The organism is Pseudomonas donghuensis (genome assembly GCF_000259195.1).
In the GTDB taxonomy this organism is placed as follows: domain Bacteria; phylum Pseudomonadota; class Gammaproteobacteria; order Pseudomonadales; family Pseudomonadaceae; genus Aquipseudomonas; species Aquipseudomonas donghuensis.
In genome coordinates this window covers 22,457-40,123 of the sequence record NZ_JH650761.1, presented here as the reverse complement: position 1 = coordinate 40,123, position 17,667 = coordinate 22,457, and the positions used below count along the sequence as shown (strand labels likewise).

At 61.5% G+C, this 17,667-nt stretch carries 16 protein-coding genes and 1 tRNA gene; 8 read left to right on the top strand and 9 right to left on the bottom strand.

All coding sequences use genetic code 11. The features are described 5' to 3' along the window. Window positions 1-26: 26 nt before the first annotated feature. From UW3_RS0109315 to dibA, 6 genes are all read right to left on the bottom strand, one after another. Window positions 27-1,016, bottom strand: coding sequence for a sulfate/molybdate ABC transporter ATP-binding protein (locus UW3_RS0109315; RefSeq protein WP_010222100.1), 990 nt, complete (start codon window positions 1,014-1,016; stop codon window positions 27-29). A gap of 3 nt (window positions 1,017-1,019) precedes the next feature. Beyond that, window positions 1,020-1,892: a sulfate ABC transporter permease subunit CysW gene (gene cysW / locus UW3_RS0109310; RefSeq protein ID WP_010222099.1), complete on the bottom strand. Its 873-nt coding sequence runs from the start codon at window positions 1,890-1,892 to the stop codon at window positions 1,020-1,022. Between the two features lie 14 nt (window positions 1,893-1,906). Next, window positions 1,907-2,725 carry a sulfate ABC transporter permease subunit CysT gene (gene cysT, locus UW3_RS0109305; protein ID WP_010222098.1) on the bottom strand — a complete coding sequence of 273 codons (819 nt, stop codon included), beginning with the start codon at window positions 2,723-2,725 and terminating at the stop codon, window positions 1,907-1,909. Between the two features lie 88 nt (window positions 2,726-2,813). Beyond that, window positions 2,814-3,821, bottom strand: coding sequence for a sulfate ABC transporter substrate-binding protein (locus tag UW3_RS0109300; RefSeq protein WP_010222097.1), 1,008 nt, complete (start codon window positions 3,819-3,821; stop codon window positions 2,814-2,816). A 47-nt stretch (window positions 3,822-3,868) separates the two neighbouring features. After that, window positions 3,869-4,051 carry a sulfur starvation response protein OscA gene (oscA, locus tag UW3_RS0109295; protein ID WP_007941032.1) on the bottom strand — a complete coding sequence of 61 codons (183 nt, stop codon included), beginning with the start codon at window positions 4,049-4,051 and terminating at the stop codon, window positions 3,869-3,871. A 209-nt stretch (window positions 4,052-4,260) separates the two neighbouring features. After that, window positions 4,261-6,156: a phosphodiesterase DibA gene (gene dibA / locus UW3_RS0109290; RefSeq protein ID WP_026001252.1), complete on the bottom strand. Its 1,896-nt coding sequence runs from the start codon at window positions 6,154-6,156 to the stop codon at window positions 4,261-4,263. A 150-nt stretch (window positions 6,157-6,306) separates the two neighbouring features. Between dibA and desA the strand changes: the two genes are divergently transcribed. Both desA and UW3_RS0109280 read left to right on the top strand, forming a co-directional pair. Further along, a complete protein-coding gene (gene desA, locus UW3_RS0109285) occupies window positions 6,307-7,491 on the top strand; it encodes a delta-9 fatty acid desaturase DesA (protein ID WP_010222095.1) in 1,185 nt (394 codons plus the stop codon). 135 nt (window positions 7,492-7,626) lie between these two features. Next, window positions 7,627-8,616: a GGDEF domain-containing protein gene (locus UW3_RS0109280; protein ID WP_010222094.1), complete on the top strand. Its 990-nt coding sequence runs from the start codon at window positions 7,627-7,629 to the stop codon at window positions 8,614-8,616. A gap of 100 nt (window positions 8,617-8,716) precedes the next feature. On the opposite strand, the gene UW3_RS26735 is transcribed toward UW3_RS0109280, so the two are convergent. The 3 genes from UW3_RS26735 to gabD all read right to left on the bottom strand — a co-directional run bounded on the left by UW3_RS26735 (window position 8,717) and on the right by gabD (window position 12,973). Beyond that, window positions 8,717-9,925 carry a response regulator gene (locus tag UW3_RS26735; protein WP_010222093.1) on the bottom strand — a complete coding sequence of 403 codons (1,209 nt, stop codon included), beginning with the start codon at window positions 9,923-9,925 and terminating at the stop codon, window positions 8,717-8,719. Window positions 9,926-10,066: 141 nt separating this feature from the next. Beyond that, complete coding sequence (gene gabT / locus UW3_RS0109270) at window positions 10,067-11,347, bottom strand: 4-aminobutyrate--2-oxoglutarate transaminase (RefSeq protein ID WP_010222092.1); 1,281 nt, start codon at window positions 11,345-11,347, stop codon at window positions 10,067-10,069. Window positions 11,348-11,530: 183 nt separating this feature from the next. After that, on the bottom strand, window positions 11,531-12,973 hold the full coding sequence (gene gabD / locus UW3_RS0109265) for an NADP-dependent succinate-semialdehyde dehydrogenase (RefSeq protein WP_010222091.1): 1,443 nt from the start codon (window positions 12,971-12,973) through the stop codon (window positions 11,531-11,533). Between the two features lie 261 nt (window positions 12,974-13,234). Here gabD and UW3_RS0109260 point away from each other — a divergent pair. The 6 genes from UW3_RS0109260 to UW3_RS0109235 all read left to right on the top strand — a co-directional run bounded on the left by UW3_RS0109260 (window position 13,235) and on the right by UW3_RS0109235 (window position 17,665). After that, window positions 13,235-13,311: transfer RNA gene (locus UW3_RS0109260), tRNA-Arg, on the top strand. A gap of 378 nt (window positions 13,312-13,689) precedes the next feature. Then, window positions 13,690-13,992 carry a DUF3077 domain-containing protein gene (locus UW3_RS0109255; protein WP_026001250.1) on the top strand — a complete coding sequence of 101 codons (303 nt, stop codon included), beginning with the start codon at window positions 13,690-13,692 and terminating at the stop codon, window positions 13,990-13,992. 248 nt (window positions 13,993-14,240) lie between these two features. After that, window positions 14,241-16,097, top strand: a complete 1,857-nt coding sequence (locus UW3_RS0109250; protein ID WP_010222089.1) for a DUF3857 domain-containing transglutaminase family protein — start codon at window positions 14,241-14,243, stop codon at window positions 16,095-16,097. 134 nt (window positions 16,098-16,231) lie between these two features. Then, window positions 16,232-16,585, top strand: a complete 354-nt coding sequence (locus UW3_RS0109245) for a hypothetical protein (RefSeq protein ID WP_010222088.1) — start codon at window positions 16,232-16,234, stop codon at window positions 16,583-16,585. A gap of 15 nt (window positions 16,586-16,600) precedes the next feature. Next, window positions 16,601-17,050, top strand: coding sequence for a DUF805 domain-containing protein (locus UW3_RS26730; protein ID WP_010222087.1), 450 nt, complete (start codon window positions 16,601-16,603; stop codon window positions 17,048-17,050). Window positions 17,051-17,224: 174 nt separating this feature from the next. After that, the gene (locus UW3_RS0109235; protein WP_010222085.1) at window positions 17,225-17,665 is read left to right on the top strand and encodes a CBS domain-containing protein; all 441 of its coding nucleotides are present in this window, start codon (window positions 17,225-17,227) and stop codon (window positions 17,663-17,665) included. Window positions 17,666-17,667: the final 2 nt, after the last annotated feature.

Genomic DNA, 17,667 nt, shown 5'->3' with positions numbered 1-17,667 from the left:
GAGCTGGCTTGCCAGCGATGAGGCCCTTAGATATTGGCCACTTTCTGCCAGACCTTGGGCTTGAAGAACAAGGTCTCGCCGCGCGCCAAACCACTCAGGCTGTCATGGTCCTTGACCACCTCGGCCTCGATCAGCTCGCTCTGCCCTTCGACCTTCAAGGTCACCCGGGTAGTTGCCCCCAGCGGGCGGATATCGCGTACTTCGGCCGGGTGGTGGCCCTCGATCTCGTGACGCGACAGCGACACTTCATGCGGGCGGAACAACACGTGGTGGCCTTCACTCAGGTGCAGGCGGTTGGAGTCGCCGAGGAAGTGATAAACAAAGTCGCTGGCCGGGTTCTCGTAGACCTCGCCCGGCGAGCCGATCTGCTCGATCACGCCCTTGTTCATCACCACGATACGGTCAGCAACTTCCATGGCTTCTTCCTGGTCATGGGTGACGAACACCGACGTCAGGTTGATGTCCTCGTGCAGGCGCGCCAACCAGCGGCGCAGCTCTTTACGCACCTTGGCATCCAGCGCACCGAACGGCTCGTCGAGCAGCAGCACCTTGGGCTCCACCGCCAGGGCGCGGGCCAGGGCAATACGCTGGCGCTGGCCGCCAGACAACTGTTCCGGGTAACGGTCGCTGAGCCAGTCGAGCTGGACCATGTTCAGCAGCTCGTGGACCTTCTCGGCAATCTTGCTCTCGCTCGGGCGCTCGCCCTTGGGCTTCATGCGCAAGCCGAAGGCGACGTTGTCGAACACGCTCATGTGGCGGAACAGCGCGTAGTGCTGGAACACGAAACCGACGTTGCGATCACGCACGTCGTGGCCGGAGACGTCTTCGCCGTGGAAGACGATGCTGCCCTGGTCGGGGGTTTCCAGCCCGGCGATGATCCGCAGCAGGGTGGTCTTGCCGCAGCCGGACGGGCCGAGCAAGGCCACCAGCTCGCCGCTGTGGATATCCAGGTTGATGCTGTCCAGTGCCTGGAAAGCGTTGAAGCGCTTGCTGACGTTACGAACTTCGATCGACATGAATTATTCCTCCGCCGCGTTATGGCGCAGACGGTTAATACGGGACTCGCTCCACTGCTTGAGCAGCAGGATGAAGAGCGCCAGGATCAGCAACAGGCTGGCGACGCTGAAGGCCGCAACGTGGTTGTATTCGTTGTAGAGGATCTCGACGTGCAGCGGCAAGGTGTTGGTCACCCCGCGAATGTGCCCGGACACCACCGACACCGCACCAAACTCACCCATCGCCCGCGCGGTACACAGCACCACGCCGTAGATCAGGCCCCATTTGATGTTGGGCAGGGTCACGTGCCAGAACATTTGCCAGCCGTTGGCACCGAGCAGGCGCGCGGCCTCCTCTTCCTGGGTGCCCTGCTCCTGCATCAGCGGGATCAGTTCACGCGCCACGAACGGCACGGTGACGAAGATGGTCGCCAGAACAATGCCCGGCAAGGCGAAGACGATCTGGATGTCGTGATCCTGCAGCCACGGCCCGAACAGGCCCTGGGCACCGAACATCAGCACGTAGACCAGGCCTGCGATCACCGGCGACACCGAAAATGGCAGGTCGATGAGGGTGACCAGGATGCTCTTGCCACGGAAGGTGTACTTGCTCACACACCAGGCGGCGCTGACCCCGAACACCAGGTTCAGCGGCACCGAGATGGCCACGGCGATCAGGGTCAGCTTCAGCGCCGACAAGGCGTCGGGCTCGAAGATCGCCTCGAAGAACGTCCCCAGGCCCATTTTCAGGCCCTGGGACACCACGATCACCAGCGGCAGCAGCAGGAACAGGGCAAAGATCAACCAGCCAAGGCTGATCAGGATGCGCCGTGAAGTGGCACTGCCACGGCGGGCGGCGTTGGCCGAAGCGGCCGCGCCAATAGAAGTCGCAGACATGGACGTGGCCTCCTTCAAGGGGTTTCGATGCGCCGTTGCAGCAGGTTGATCAGCAGCAACAGGATGAAGGAAACCACCAGCATCAACACGCCGATGGCGGTGGCGCCGGTGTAGTCGTACTGGTCGAGCTTGACCATGATCAGCAGCGGCAGGATCTCGGTCTTCATCGGCATGTTGCCGGCGATGAAGATCACCGAACCATACTCGCCAACGCCCCGGGCAAAAGCCAGGGCAAAGCCGGTCAGCCATGCCGGCAACAGTGCCGGCGCCAGCACATAGCGAAACACCTGCAGCGGCTTGGCACCCAGGCAGGCGGCGGCCTCTTCGACTTCACGGGGGATGTCGGCCAGCACCGGCTGCACCGTACGCACCACGAACGGCAGGGTCACGAAGGTCAGCGCCAGGGTGATACCCAGCGGGGTGTAAGCAATCTTGAAACCCAGGTCGGTGGCGAACTGGCCAACCAGGCCGGCCGGTGCGTACAGCGCGGTCAAGGCGATACCGGCCACCGCCGTGGGCAGGGCGAACGGCAGGTCGATCATGGCATCGATGATCTTGCGCCCGGGGAAGGTATAGCGCACCAGCACCCAGGCCAGCAGGGTACCGATGATACCGTTGATGATGGCAGCGTAGAGGGCCGTGCCGAAGCTCAGCTTGAGCGCCGCGAGCACTCGCGGTGCGCTGACGATGGCCCAGAACTGCTCCCAGGTGAGCTGGGCGGCATGTATGAACATGGCGGCCAGCGGTATCAGCACAATCAGGCTGAGGTACACCAAGGTGTAGCCCAGCGTCAGCCCGAAGCCGGGTATGACGGGGGAAATACGACGTGACATAAAGGTCCCTGGTTGAACGCACGAAGCCCGGGACGAATCCCGGGCCCATGCTGGCTACTGAACGGCGATTATCCTGACGGGCATTGCATCACTGCGCCGTGTAGATCTGGTCGAACACGCCACCATCGTTGAAGAACTTGGGTTGGGCAGTCTTCCAGCCACCGAAGTCTTTGTCGATAGTCACCAGGTCCAGTTTCGGGAACTGCTTGGCGTATTCGGCAGCAACTTTCGGGTCACGCGGACGGTAGAAGTTCTCGGCGGCAATCTTCTGCCCGGCCGGGCTGTACAGGTGCTTGAGGTATTCCTCGGCGATCTGCTCGTTGCCCTTCTTCTGCGCATTCTTGTCGACCACCGCCACGGGCGGCTCGGCGAGGATCGACAGCGACGGCACGACGATCTCGAACTTGTCGGCGCCACCGTCTTCCTTGAGGGCCAGGAAGGCTTCGTTTTCCCAGGCCAGCAACACGTCACCCTGACCGTTGTTGACGAAGGTGATGGTCGAGCCACGGGCGCCGGTGTCCAGTACCGGTACGTGCTTGAACAGCTCTTTCACGTATGCCTGGGCCTTGGCTTCGCTGCCACCGCTTTTCAGACCGTAGGCCCAGGCAGCGAGGAAGTTCCAGCGGGCGCCGCCGGAGGTTTTCGGGTTCGGGGTGATGACCGAGACGTCTTTCTTGATCAGGTCGCCCCAGTCCTTGATGCCTTTCGGGTTGCCCTTGCGCACCAGGAACACGATGGTCGAGGTGTAGGGGGTGCTGGCCTCCGGCAGGCGGGTCTGCCAGTTGTCCGGCAGGGTCTTGCCGAGCTTGGCCACTTCGTCGATGTCGCCGGCCAGGGCCAGGGTCACCACGTCGGCGCGCAGGCCGTCGATTACGGCACGGGCCTGCTTGCCCGAACCACCGTGGGACTGCTGGATCTTCACCTTGTCGTCCGGGTGAGCCTGCTGCCAGTGCTTGACGAACTCGGCGTTGTACTGCTGATACAACTCGCGGGTCGGATCATAGGACACGTTCAGCAGTTCGTAGTCCTTGGCGATAGCGGAACCGGCAAAAACGGCGCTGGCGAGGGCGGCCAGGGCATAACGGCGGATGGACATGGTGAAGCTCCCGATTGGCGTATTTTTCTAATTAGGTGGCGCGATAATCAGCTGGGCTTGTTGCCGGGGTTCTGCAGGCGGAACTTTTCCTTGCGTTCGATCTGCACGACCTGGGCGTTGTGCACGGTGATTTCCACCGCGCCAAACCGCAGGTCACGCAGGGCGCTCTGGATTTCGCGCAGAATGGTGGCTTCGTCCTGACCGTCAACGCTACGCAGAGATGCGCTCATGCTCGTGCTCCTGTGATATGGGTGCCGTGCAGTGCGTGAAGGGGAGCGACTGCGCCTGGCTTGAGGGCAATCTTAGGGGGACGCGAATATTCTTAAAAATACTATTTAAGAATTTTTATATAACTGAAATAGAGTTTCGCGGGACCAGTCGGATCACCGCCCCGCCGCACCTACACTTGTAGGAGCGGGCTTGCCCCGCGATAGGGCCCTCAAGCCCAGCGCAATTGCTGCGCCGGCACCGGCCTGCCAAACCAGTAGCCCTGGCCCAGCTGACACTGTTGCTCCAGCAGAAAGCGCGCCTGCTCGGCCTGCTCGATGCCCTCGGCATGCACCAGCATGCCCATGCTCCGGGCCAGGGCGATAATCACCCGCACAATCGCCACATCGTCTTCATCACACGGCAAGCCGGCGACAAAACCCTGGTCGATCTTGAGCTTCTGCACCGGCAGGCGCTTGAGCCGCAGCAACGACGAATAGCCGGTGCCAAAGTCATCGATGGCCAGGCGCAAGCCCAACTCACGCAGCCGATGCAATTGCTCAAGGGCTACTTCAGGGTCGTCCATCACCGCGCTTTCGGTAACCTCCAGCTCCAGCAACGCCGGGTCCAGCGCCGTGTCGTGCAGCACCTGCGCCACTTGCTGATAAAGGTCACGATGACCAAACAGGCGGCTGGAGATATTCACTGCAACAAAATCCAGCGCCCGCCCCTCGGCCTGCCATTGCACCCTCTGCAGGCAGGCCTGGCGCAACACCCAGGTGTCGATATCGGCAATCAGCCCAGTGCGTTCGGCAATCGGGATGAACTCCCCGGGCGGCACCAGCCCGCGCTGCGGATGCTGCCAGCGCACCAGCGCCTCGACACCGATCATCTTGCCGCTGCACAGGTCATGTACCGGCTGGTAATAGACCCGCAGCTCTTCCTGCTCCAAGGCCCGGCGCAGCTCGCCAGCGGTCTCGACCCGCTGCTGGGCGTGAGCGGTCAGCTCTTCGGTGTACAGCGCATAACCGGCACGGCCGCTGCTCTTGGCCTTGAACAGCGCGGAGTCGGCATTGCGCAGCAACTGCTCGGCGCTCAAGGCGTCGCTGGGGAACAGGCTGATGCCGATGCTGACGCTGATGAACAAGCGCTGGCTATCGACCTCGAATGGCGCTTTCATGCCATCGATGATGCTCTGCGCCAAGGCTGCGGCCTGGCCGACCTGCGAGCAGTTTTCGGCCAGCACGGCGAACTCGTCACCGCCCAGGCGGGCCAGGGTCACACCATTGCCCAGGAGCGAGCGCAAGCGCTCACCGACCACCTTGAGCAACTGGTCGCCAATGTTGTGGCCAAGGCTGTCGTTGATGCTCTGGAAGTGGTCCAGGTCGAGCAGCAGCAAGGCGCAACCGCGCTTGTTGGTCTGTGCCGCAGCCAGTGCCTGCGCGGTGCGGTCGTTGAACAGCAGGCGGTTGGGCAGGTCGGTGAGCGGGTCGTGATGGGCCAGATACGCCAGCTCGCGCTCGGAATGCTTGATCGCGCTGATGTCGCTGAACACCGCGACGTAATGGCTCAACTCGCCGCTATCATCGCGGATGGCGCAAATCGTCTGCCATTGCGGATACACCTCGCCGCTTTTGCGCCGGTTCCAGATCTCGCCGCTCCACTCGCCCTTTTGCGCCAGGGTGGCGTAAATCTGCTGGTAGAACGCGGCAACATGGCGGCCGGACTTGAACTTGCTCGGGCGCTGGCCAAGCACTTCGTCCTTGTCGTAACCGGTGATCTGCATGAATGCCCGATTCACATGCACGATCAGGCCATCGCGGTCGGTGACCAGCACCCCTTCCAGGGTGCTGTCGAACACCGCGGCAGCCATGCGCAGACGCTCGCGGTCTTCACGGCGCAAGCGCACACCGACGCCGATGAAATTGAGCAGGCGGGCGCGCGAGACAAAAATCAGCAGGGCACTGCACAACACCCAGAAATGCGCGCTGATCAGCTGCCAGCGGCCGATTTGCTCAGGCGCATCGAAAAGACTGTTCAATAATTGATCAGACAGTGCCAGCCACAATACCGATAGCACAAGGTAGAGCGCCGCCATGCGCATGGCGTCTCGAATGGAAGCAGACATAAGGTCCCGGGCAAACCCACAAAAATTTGTGGGGGATTATAGGGTAGAAACATCCGGTGACCTCCTATCTAAAAGGCCGACTGGTTTTATTTGCTGGCGCAGGGATAATGTTTCCCGCTGTTCCCTATGTTTTTGAGGGCCATTTCGCCTATGTGGTACGAAGGTTTGCTCAACTTGTCAGTGTGGCAATTGCTGGCAGTTACCCTGGTAATGACGCATGTGACCATCGTCAGCGTTACCGTTTACCTGCACCGTTATTCCGCCCACCGCTCGCTGGAACTCAACGCCGGGCTCAAGCACTTTTTCCGTTTCTGGCTGTGGCTGACCACGGCGCAGAACACCCGCGAGTGGACCGCCATCCACCGCAAGCACCACGCCAAATGCGAAACCGTCGACGACCCGCACAGCCCGGTCATCAAGGGCCTGTCGACGGTGCTGCGCAAGGGCGCCGAGCTGTACCGCGAAGAGGCACAGAACCCGGAAACCCTGCGCATCTACGGCAAGAACTGCCCGGAAGACTGGATCGAACGCAACCTCTACAGCCGCTACAAGCTCGGCGGCATCGCCCTGATGGCGGTGATCGACCTGCTGCTGTTCGGCACCGCCGGCATCACCATCTGGGCCGTGCAGATGATGTGGATTCCATTCTGGGCTGCCGGCGTGGTCAACGGCCTGGGCCATGCGGTCGGCTATCGCAACTTCGAGTGCCGCGACGCCGCCACCAACCTGGTGCCCTGGGGCATCATCATTGGCGGTGAAGAGCTGCACAACAACCACCACACCTACCCCAACTCGGCCAAGCTGTCGGTCAAGCGCTGGGAGTTCGACATGGGCTGGGCCTGGATCAAGCTGTTCTGCTGGCTGCGCCTGGCCAAGGTGCAGCGCGTCGCGCCTATCGCCCACCGGGTCGAAGGCAAGGGCCAGCTGGACATGGACACCGCCATGGCGATCCTCAACAACCGCTTCCAGATCATGGCCCAGTACCGCAAGCTGGTGATCGCGCCGCTGGTCCAGCAGGAGCTGGCGCGGGTCGACGATTCGGTCCGTCACCAGTTCCGCCGTGCCAAGCGTTTGCTGTCGCGGGAAACCAGCCTGCTGGAAGACCGTCATCACCTGCGCATCCAGACCATGCTCGAGCACAGCCAGGCACTGAAAACCATCTACGAGAAACGCCTGGCCCTGCAACAGATCTGGGCGCGCACCAGCGCCAACGGCCACGACATGCTCGCGGCCATGAAAGACTGGGTACACGAAGCCGAGGCCAGCGGTATCCAGTCGCTGCGCGACTTCGCCGCCCAGCTCAAGACCTACTCGCTGCGCCCTGCCCTGGCCTGATGCCGTTGATCGGCGCGCCGGCTTAGCGGCGCGCCGACCGGAACTTAGCCGCCGAATCTCACTCTGACAGGCATATCGCCCGCGTGGCGGGCCGGGTCGTGGCCGCACGCCCCAGTCGTGAGAATTTCCGCGCAAATGGTCAAGAACACTCCAACAACCCTGGCCTGCAACCCGCCACCTGAAGCCGCCCAAACCCTTCTGGCCCTGATGCATGCCCAAGGCGAAGTCGCGCGCCTGAGTGAGCGTGAACAGCTGTTCAGCTCTTTGCTCGACAGCGTCAATGCCGTGCTCTGGGCATTCGACTGGGAAAGCCGCCAGGTGCTCTACGTCAGTCCCGCCTACGAACGCATTTTTGGCCGGCCGGCCGGCCTGTTGCTGGCCGACTTCAACGAATGGCGCGACAGCATCTACCCCGATGACCTGGACTACGCCGAACGGAGCCTGGCGCAAGTGCTGGAAAAAGGCGCAGTGGAGGATCGCGAGTACCGCATCATCGCCGCCGACGGCCAGGTGCGCTGGATCAGCGACAAATGCTTCATCAGCCAACAGGCCATGCCGGACCAGCGGGTGATCATTGTCGGCATGGCCGAGGACATCACCGAAAAGAAGCAGCTCGAAGGCGAGCTGCAGCGCCTGGCGACCACCGACGTACTGACCCAGAGCAGCAACCGCCGACACTTCTTCGAGTGCGCCCAGCATGCCTTCGAAACCGCACGACGGGAGCAGGCGCCGTTAGCGTTCCTGCTGCTCGACATCGATGACTTCAAGCAGATCAACGACACCTACGGCCACCAGGAAGGCGACTATGTGCTACAGCGCATCGCTGATACCGGCAAGGCGGTGCTGCGCCGTGGCGACCAGTTCGGGCGCATTGGTGGCGAGGAGTTCGCCGCGGTGTTTCCGGGCTGCACGCCGGAAATTGCCCAGCACATCGCCGAGCGCCTGCAGCGCGAGATCCAGCGCTTGAGCTTCAGCCATGACGACAAGGTATTCGGGGTGACGGTGAGCCAGGGCCTGACCGGGATCACCGAGGCCGACGAGTCGCTGGACAGCCTGTTTGCCCGGGCGGATGCGGCGATGTACCAGGCCAAGCGCCAGGGCAAGAATCAGATTGTAAGAGGCTGAAAAGCATCGCTGGCAAGCCAGTTCCCACAAGGGCCGGGGCATGCAAACCCTGTGGGAGCTGGCCTTGCCAGCGATTGGGCCGCAAATCGACCCCAAAATCTCAAACCTTGCGCAACCTGCCCAGCTCCGCCATCCCCACCTTGAGCAAGCGCGCCGTCTTGCTTTCAGCCAGGCCTTCCAACCCCTGATCCGCCGGCAAGCGCGCCAACTGCCCGGCCAGGTTCATCACCAGCGCATCGCGCGAATACACCCCGCCGCCCAACTGGTAGATCGCCGCAATCAGTTCACGCAGCTCCAGCGGTAGCCGCCAGCGGGTACGCAGCGCCGAGCCGAACGCCGCACCAAACTCGTTGAGCGACAACTCCACCGAATCCTCATCCAGCTCACCCCCGGCCTGCTGCCACTCCTGCAAACATCGCAGCAGCGCCAGATCGCCCAGGCAATGCAGCAAGCCGGCGCAATAGCAGCGCTCCTGGTCGAGTTCGAGCATGCGCGCCAGGGTCCGCGCGTATTCGGCGGTGTGCAGCGACAAGCCCCAGAAGTGTTCGGCATGGCGCGACAGGATTGGATCGCTGAGCTTGGCGCTACGCTTGAGCGCCAGCCCCAGAATCAGGTTCATGCTCTGGGTCGTGCCCAGCTTGTTCAGCGCCTGCATCAGGCTCTGCACCGCACCGTCGCGATGCAGTGCAGCGCTGTTGGCGGCGGCGATCAGCACGGCGGTGACCTGTGGATCGTTGCGGATCTCGGCTTCCAGTACCTTGAGGTCCAGGCCCTGGGGCTGCAGGCTGCGCTTGATTGCCAACTTCACATCGGCGAACAGCGGGCCGCCATCGGAGGTGGCGCGGCGCTCTTGCAGAAAGCGCGGCAAAGTCGCGCCTGGCTGCAACGGCGGTACCAGGCAAGCGACCTCCTCCCCGGCGCTGAGCAACAAGTCTTCCAGGCGCTGGCGCAGGGCGTCCATGTTCAGCGGCTTGCTCAGGTAAGCGGTCGGCGCGAACGGCAGCACCTCGCGCACACTGGCGGTGTCACTGCGGTTGCTCATGAGAATGAACGGCAATACCGGCTGGCGGCCCTTGGCACGCACGTTGCGCAGCAGGTCGAGGCCATCGCCGCCGGGCAGCTCGCGTGCGGCGATGATCAGGTCCGGCTTGCTGGCCAGCGCCGCCAGCGCTTGCGAGCCATCGGCGCACACCTGCAGGCGCGCATCGCAGCGCACACTGAGGAGCATCTGGCTCAGCATGTCCCGTACCCAGGGATCACCTTCGGCAATCAGCACGCACGGTGCCTGGGCGGGCTCTACAACGCTCATACACAACTCTCCCGATATTCCGCTACACGCAATCCCGTGCACCTTCCAAGGTGTCTCCTTGTAGGCAACCTTAGCTCCCTGGCCATCCTTTGAGCGAAAAAAAACCCGCCGAAGCGGGTTTTTCTTCTAATGCGTCACAGTTTACGCGAGTTCTGCGAAGCACTCTTCGATGATTGCCAGACCTTGGTCCAGTTGCTCATCAGGCGAGGTCAGCGGAACCAGGATACGCAGGACGTTGCCGTAGGTGCCGCACGACAGCAGGATCAGGCCCTTGTCGCGCGCCTTGGCCACGACCGAAGCGACAGCAGCAGCGTTCGGGGTGTGGGAGCCGGCTTTGTCGAACACTTCAACCGCGATCATCGAGCCCAGGGCACGCACGTCACCGATGATCGGGTGCTTGTCCTGGATCTTGCGCAAGCCGGCGACCAGACGCTCGCCAACGGCCTTGCTGCGGTCCAGCAGTTTCTCTTCTTCGAACACGTCCATCACCGCCAGGGCCGCGGCGCAAGCGATCGGGCTACCGGCGTAGGTGCCGCCCAGGCCGCCTGGGGCGATGGCGTCCATGTACTCGGCCTTGCCGCACACACCGGCCAGCGGGAAGCCACCAGCGATGGATTTGGCGAAGGTGGTCAGGTCTGGAGCAACGCCCATCTGTTCCATGGCGAAGAAGGTGCCGGTACGGCCAGCGCCGGTCTGCACTTCGTCAGCGATCAGGAGGATGCCGTGCTGGTCGCACAGGGCACGCAGGCGCTTCATGAACTCTTTCGGCGCAACATAGAAACCACCTTCGCCCTGAACTGGCTCGATGATGATTGCCGCGATGTCACGGGGTTCGGCGTCGTTCTTGAAGATACGCTCGATGGAAGCGATCGAGTCGTCGATGCTCACACCGTGCAGCTCGTTCGGGTACAGGGCGCGGAAGATGCCGCCTGGCATCAGGCCCATGCCGGCCGAGTAAGGCACGACTTTACCGGTCAGGCCCAGGGTCATCATGGTACGGCCGTGGTAAGCGCCGGTGAAGGCGATCACGCCGGCACGGCCAGTGGCGGCGCGGGCGATCTTGACCGCGTTTTCAACGGCTTCGGAACCGGTGGTGACCAGCAGGGTTTTCTTGGCGAAGTCGCCTGGTACCTTGGCGTTGATCTTTTCGCACAGCTCGACGTACGGCTCGTAGGCCAGGACCTGGAAGCAGGTATGGGTCAGCTTGTGCAGCTGGGCTTCAACGGCAGCGATGATCTTCGGATGCACGTGACCGGTGTTCAGTACTGCGATACCGCCGGCGAAGTCGATGAACTCGCGGCCTTCGACGTCAGTGACAGTGGCGTTCTTTGCCGACTCGGCGAAGATCGGGTGGATCTGGCCAACACCACGTGGAACTGCGGCGACACGACGTTGCATCAAAGATTCGTTGGTCTTGCTCATAATGTCCTCAATTCGCCACCCACAAGGTGGCGCGATTCAAGTCGGAGTGGCCGGTATTCAACTGCAGGCAGCATGCGTTGATCGACTGCTGCAGGGGCCCAGGCCACGGGGTGTACGGTGTAAAAAGGCCAGCGAGACGTCGCTCTCGCGCCCCGCTGGCAGAGGTAAAGCCTTACGCTGCGATCAGATGCTGATGCACAGGTATTTGATTTCCAGGTAGTCCTCAATGCCGTACTTGGAACCTTCGCGGCCCAGGCCCGAGGCCTTGATACCGCCGAACGGCGAGACTTCGTTGGAGATCAGACCGGTGTTGATACCGACCATGCCGTATTCCAGGGCTTCGGCGACACGGAACACACGGCTCATGTCACGGGCATAGAAGTAGGAGGCCAGACCGAACTCGGTGTCGTTGGACATGGCGATGACTTCGGCCTCGTCCTTGAAACGGAACAGTGGCGCCAGCGGGCCGAAGGTTTCTTCCTTGGCCACCGCTGCGTTGTTTGGCACGTTGACCAGCACGGTCGGCTCGAAGAAGTTACCTTCGATCAACTTGCCGCCGGTCAGTACCTGAGCGCCTTTGCCAACTGCATCGGCAATGTGCTCCTGGACCTTGGCCACGGCTTTTTCGTCGATCAGCGGGCCGGTGGTGGTGCCGTCTTCCAGGCCGTTGCCGATCTTCAGCTTGGCCACAGCGGCCTTGAGCTTCTCGGCGAAGGCATCGTAGACGCCGTCCTGCACGTAGATACGGTTGGCGCAGACGCAGGTCTGGCCGTTGTTGCGGTACTTGGAGATGATCGCGCCGTCGACGGCCTTATCCAGGTCTGCGTCGTCAAACACGATGAACGGCGCGTTGCCGCCCAGCTCCAGGGAAACCTTCTTGATGTCCTTGGCGCATTCGGCCATCAGCTGGCGACCGATCTCGGTGGAGCCGGTGAACGACAGCTTGCGCACGATCGGGTTGCCGGTCAGCTCGCTGCCGATGTCGCCGGCGCTGCCGGTCACCACGCTCAGCACGCCAGCCGGGATACCGGCACGGGTGGCCAGCTCAACCAGGGCCAGGGCCGAGTACGGGGTTTGCGAAGCAGGCTTGAGCACCATGGTGCAGCCAGCGGCCAGGGCCGGGCCGGCTTTACGGGTGATCATCGCCGCCGGGAAGTTCCACGGGGTAATGGCCGCGGTCACGCCGATCGGCTGCTTGATCACGATCAGGCGCTTGTCTGGCTGGTGACCCGGGATGGTGTCGCCGTAGACGCGCTTGGCTTCTTCAGCGAACCACTCGATAAAGGAAGCGGCGTAGACGATCTCGCCCTTGGCTTCGGCCAGTGGCTTGCCCTGCTCGGTGGTCATCAGGCGAGCCAGGTCGTCCTGGTGCTCGATCATCAGCTCGAACCAGCGACGCAGCTTGCCAGCACGTTCTTTGGCGGTCAGCGCGCGCCAGGCCGGCAGCGCCTTGTCGGCGGCCTCGATGGCACGGCGGGTTTCAGCGGCGCCCATCTTCGGCACAGTGCCGATGATCTCGCCCGTTGCCGGGTTGTTGACCTTGATCGTCTGGCCGTTGTCCGCGTCCAGCCACTCTCCATTGATGAAGGCTTGCTGGCGGAACAACTGGGCGTCTTTAAGCTGCATGTCGGGCTTCCTTAACTGCACCGTGCAGGCACGGCGCGAATTATTGATTGTAGAAAAAGGAGAGCGTTTGAAATCTCAAACGAATCCTAGGATCAACGAGGAGAAAGGACAATAGGGTGTTCGAAAAAAAGAACAAAAAGCGCTGTGCGGCTGATTTTTTCAGATCAACGTCATTTATAGCCCCTTGAGTGTGCGAAATCGACCACAGCCATTCTGACGATGGACGCCGCCAGCCTAGATGGGTATCATGGCGCCCGCGTTGCACTCGTAGCTCAGCTGGATAGAGTACTGCCCTCCGAAGGCAGGGGTCGTGGGTTCGAATCCCGCCGAGTGCGCCATATCGATCAAGGCTCAGGTGAATACCTGGGCCTTTTTTGTTTTCCGAGCCCGCTGCTACCAGCACGCGTCTATGTCAGATGATGTTTCGAAGTCTCGAAATATGTCGTCCTAAGAAATACCCTACGCGGTCTGTCGATACCCGTCTGCTTGTCCCTGGGAACTCGTGCCTCTAGGCTCCTACCCATCACCGAAATCTCGGTGATCGGGCGTGGTAACCCGGAGTGTGCATCATCCTATACAGTCAATGGCGGCTGTATGCGGGAGGCTTTCGAGCCTGCCGGGATTGATGCTCACCCCGGTTTACCACCCCGTGTACAGCTGCCACCCATTCGTGTGGTAACGGATTGCGGTGTCAGCTCCGACTTGTGAGCATCGACATGAAAAAAATCGTCCCCGATCCACCACTCGATAAATCCGCCGCCACCGCCCACTCCGTCTTTGGCAACTGCCAAGCCGGGCACTCTGCGCTGTTCGCTGTCTGCTCCGGCGTCGCCGCCCATGATGCGCTGGTGCATGCCTCTCTCTACCTAGGCTGTGCATACGACACTGGCTACAAGGCTTTCGACGATATTGATCCGGCCCACAAGGGCTTCTTGTGGTCGACCCTGCATTCGGTAGAAATGGCTAAAGGGTTGGTGGATGCGTTGCTGGACGGGATTGAGGAGCGGGTTGGCGAGTAGGGCTGAGTGAGGTGTGGCCCTGGCTATTTTGGGGCCGCTGCACAGCCCATCGTCGGCAAAGCCAAGGCCCACCGTGGGGAGTGCGCAAGACCTGTAAATCCTTGAATCGAAAGAGACATGAAACGCAGGGAAATACCCACGCAAAAAAATGTCGCAGCAGAGAAGCCTTCGGATGAGGCAAAATGCCACTAACTGATTCGCATTTATCGAGTCAGGCCCCCTGGAATACACCAGCAAGAAGGATCTTTATGAAGCGGTTCGCTTTGACCCCGGCCCGGTGGGTCGGGATGCTGTGCTGTCTGTTCGCCTTGAACATGGCACAGGCCAAGGACGACGGTACCGACCCCTCCGTCACCATCGAAAAGGACATTCTACGCACCGTGGTTGCCGAAGACGGCAGCTACGCCTCCACCCAGGACCTGGTCCTGCTGATCAACGAAGAACGCGCGATCCAGGCCAAGGCCCAGCAATCGCTGTACTACAACCGCACGCTGGAAACCCTGGAAGTTACCCAGGCCTACACTCAGAAGCCGGACGGCCGCAAGGTCGTGGTCAGCCCAGAGCAGATCAAGGAGCAACAGGAACGCCAGTCATCCCAGGCGCCAATGTTCCACGACAGCCTGGTCAAGGTGGTGATTTTCCCGGAAGTGGCAGTCGGCGACCGCCTGGTGCTGAGCTTCAAGAAGCAGCGCAAGACCCCGCTGTTCCCCGGCCAGTTCGAAGACCTGGCGATGCCGCAGTTCCACCCCACCAAACAGTTCACCCTGATCTACGACCTGCCGAAGAACCTCAAGCTCAATGCCGAGGCCAAGGGTTTCAAGGCATCCAGCCCCAAGGCCGAGACCGGCCGCAAGGTTTACCAGTGGGACTACGTGCAGGGTGACAACGCTCGTACAGAACTGGGCGCGGTAGCCTACTCGGACTACGGCAAGTACCTGGCCGTGTCCACCTTTGCTGACTACAGCGAATTCGCCAAAGCCTACGCGGCGCGGGCCAACAGCGAAGTCACGCCGGCCATCCGCGAGCTGGCCGAGAAGCTGACAGCCAAGATCGATGACCCACGCGACAAGGCCTTGGCCCTGGGTGACTGGGTGCGCCGCAATATCCGCTACGTGGCGGTGTACATCGGCGCGGGCGGCGTCGTGCCGCATGCTGCCGACACCGTACTGAGCAACCGCTATGGCGATTGCAAAGACCACGTAGCCCTGCTCGAAGCGCTGCTGGCCGCGGTCAACATTGAAAGCACCCCGGCCCTGATCAACCTCGGCAGTGCCTACGCCCTGCCCAAGGTGCCAACCCTGGGTGTGATCAACCACGTGGTCACCTACGTGCCGAGCCTGGACCTGTACCTGGACTCCACTGCCGAAGCCATCGCCAGCGGCTATCTGCCAGCCCCGGTGCTGGACAAGCCTACCGTGCTGGCCCGCTCGGGTAAGCTCGGCCACACCCCGGCCACCCAGCCAGGCCTGGTGCACAACAGCACCACGTATACCGTGGCCAGCAGCGGCGCCGCCGACTTCACGCATGCCTCGAAGATCGACGGTTGGGCCGCCGAGATGAACCGCTGGATGATGCGCAACATGCAACCGGCCGAGCGCGACCTGCTGACCCAGCGCATCCTCGCCGCCTACGGCCAGCGTGGCAGCGGCAAGATCAGCAGCGATGACCTGGAAACCAGCGGCGCCTTCGAGATGCACATCAACGGTCGCAGTGAAAACCTGGTCAACCTGCCCGGCCCGATCGGCGTGCCGACCCTGACCAGCCTGGCCGGCGGCATCGCCCAGAACGTCTTCGGCTTCATCGCCGAGAAGCAGCGTACCCAGGACTTCACCTGCATCTCCGGTATCACCGAAGAACAGGCACGCTTCGAGTTCCCGGCCGACGTCAAGATCATCGCCGCGCCCAAACCTGTGACCCTCAAGGACAAGCACTTCGATTACAGCGCCGAGTATGCCCTGCAGGGCAACAGCCTGGTGGTCAAGCGCCGCCTGGACTTCCACAACCCGAAAGCGGTGTGCAGCGTGAAGGACTTCGAGAAGATGAAGCCAACCCTGGACGCCATGCTCAATGACCTGAACAGCCAGGTGATCGTGCAGAAGAGCTGACGTATCGCGCCCTGTTAAATCCTTTGGGGTTCAGCAGGGCGCTGCCACTGTTACGCCACCTATGAAATATTTGGTAAACTCCCCGCCGACTTCTGCTGCACACACGCAAGCAGAAACGATCAAAAGGAATTGTCATGGCAATGGTTTTTTGCCGCGGTTGTGCCAAGGAAATCCATGAAACGGCACCCAGCTGCCCACAGTGCGGCGCCCCTCAGTATCTCCCCGCCACCTCGCAACCTGCCAGCCAACCCTCGCCCTGGATGGGCATCACTTCGCTGATCCTCGGCATCCTCTGCGGGCTTTCACTGTTCGACGATTCCGATTGGGACCGTAACACTCTGTTGGGATTAGGCCTGTTTGCGCTGACCGGGTTGATCCTGGGCACGCTCAGCATCGTCAACAAAAAGCCGGGAAGCAACATGGCAATTGCCGGTGCGACTTTGTCGGGTATTTCACTGTTTGTGTATATCGGACTATCAGTTAATTAATGTAAGGGACAACAAATGAGTATGGTTTTTTGCCGTGGCTGCGCCAAGGAAATCCACAGCAGCGCCCTGGCTTGCCCGGCGTGTGGTGCACCGCAAGCTGCTGCAGCACCTGTGACCGCCGCACCTGCGCCGACTGGCATCTGGTACTTTGAAGTATTGAAGAAATACGCCGTGTTCTCCGGCCGCGCGCGCCGCAAGGAATACTGGATGTTCTTCCTGGTCAACATCCTGGTGGCCATGGTGCTGGGCTTTATCGACCGCGTGGCCGGTACCGGTGCCATCCTCTCCAACCTGTATAGCCTGGCACTGCTGATCCCGGGCATCGCCGTAGGCGTTCGACGCATGCACGACACTGACCGTAGCGGCTGGTGGCTGCTGCTCCCGATCGTCAACCTGATCTTCCTGTGCCAGGACAGCCAGCCAGGCCCGAACCGTTTCGGCCAAAACCCGAAAGGTATCGCTTGATCACGGAATGATCGAGTCTCAAAGCAAAGCGGCCATCATTGGCCGCTTTTGCATTTTTGCGCCCATGACGTTTTTCAATCACATCGATGCCGCTTTCGCCCTTGCCCTGCAGCCATCAGTACACGATTCTTTAGCTATCTGCCGTCACCCACTCCCAGCATCGCAGAGGCCTCTATGAAAACCGTGGCACAGCTTCTAAAAACAAAAGCCCAGCAGCACCACCAGGTTCACACCATCGGCCCCGACCACATGGTGCTCGATGCGCTGAGGTTGATGGCGGAGAAGAACGTCGGTGCCCTGCCGGTGGTGCAGGACGGGCGTGTAGTGGGGATCGTCAGTGAGCGCGACTACGCGCGCAAGATGGTGCTCAAGGGCCGCAGTTCGGTGGGCACTCCCGTCAGTGCGATCATGAGTGCGCCGGTGATTACCGTCGACCCGCACCAGAACGTCGAATACTGCATGAACATGATGACCAACAGTCACCTGCGCCACTTGCCGGTGGTCGAGAACGGCGAACTGCTCGGCCTGTTGTCGATTGGCGACCTGGTCAAGGAAGCCATCGCTGAACAGGCCAACATGATCCTGCAGCTGGAACAGTACATTCGCGGCGACTGATT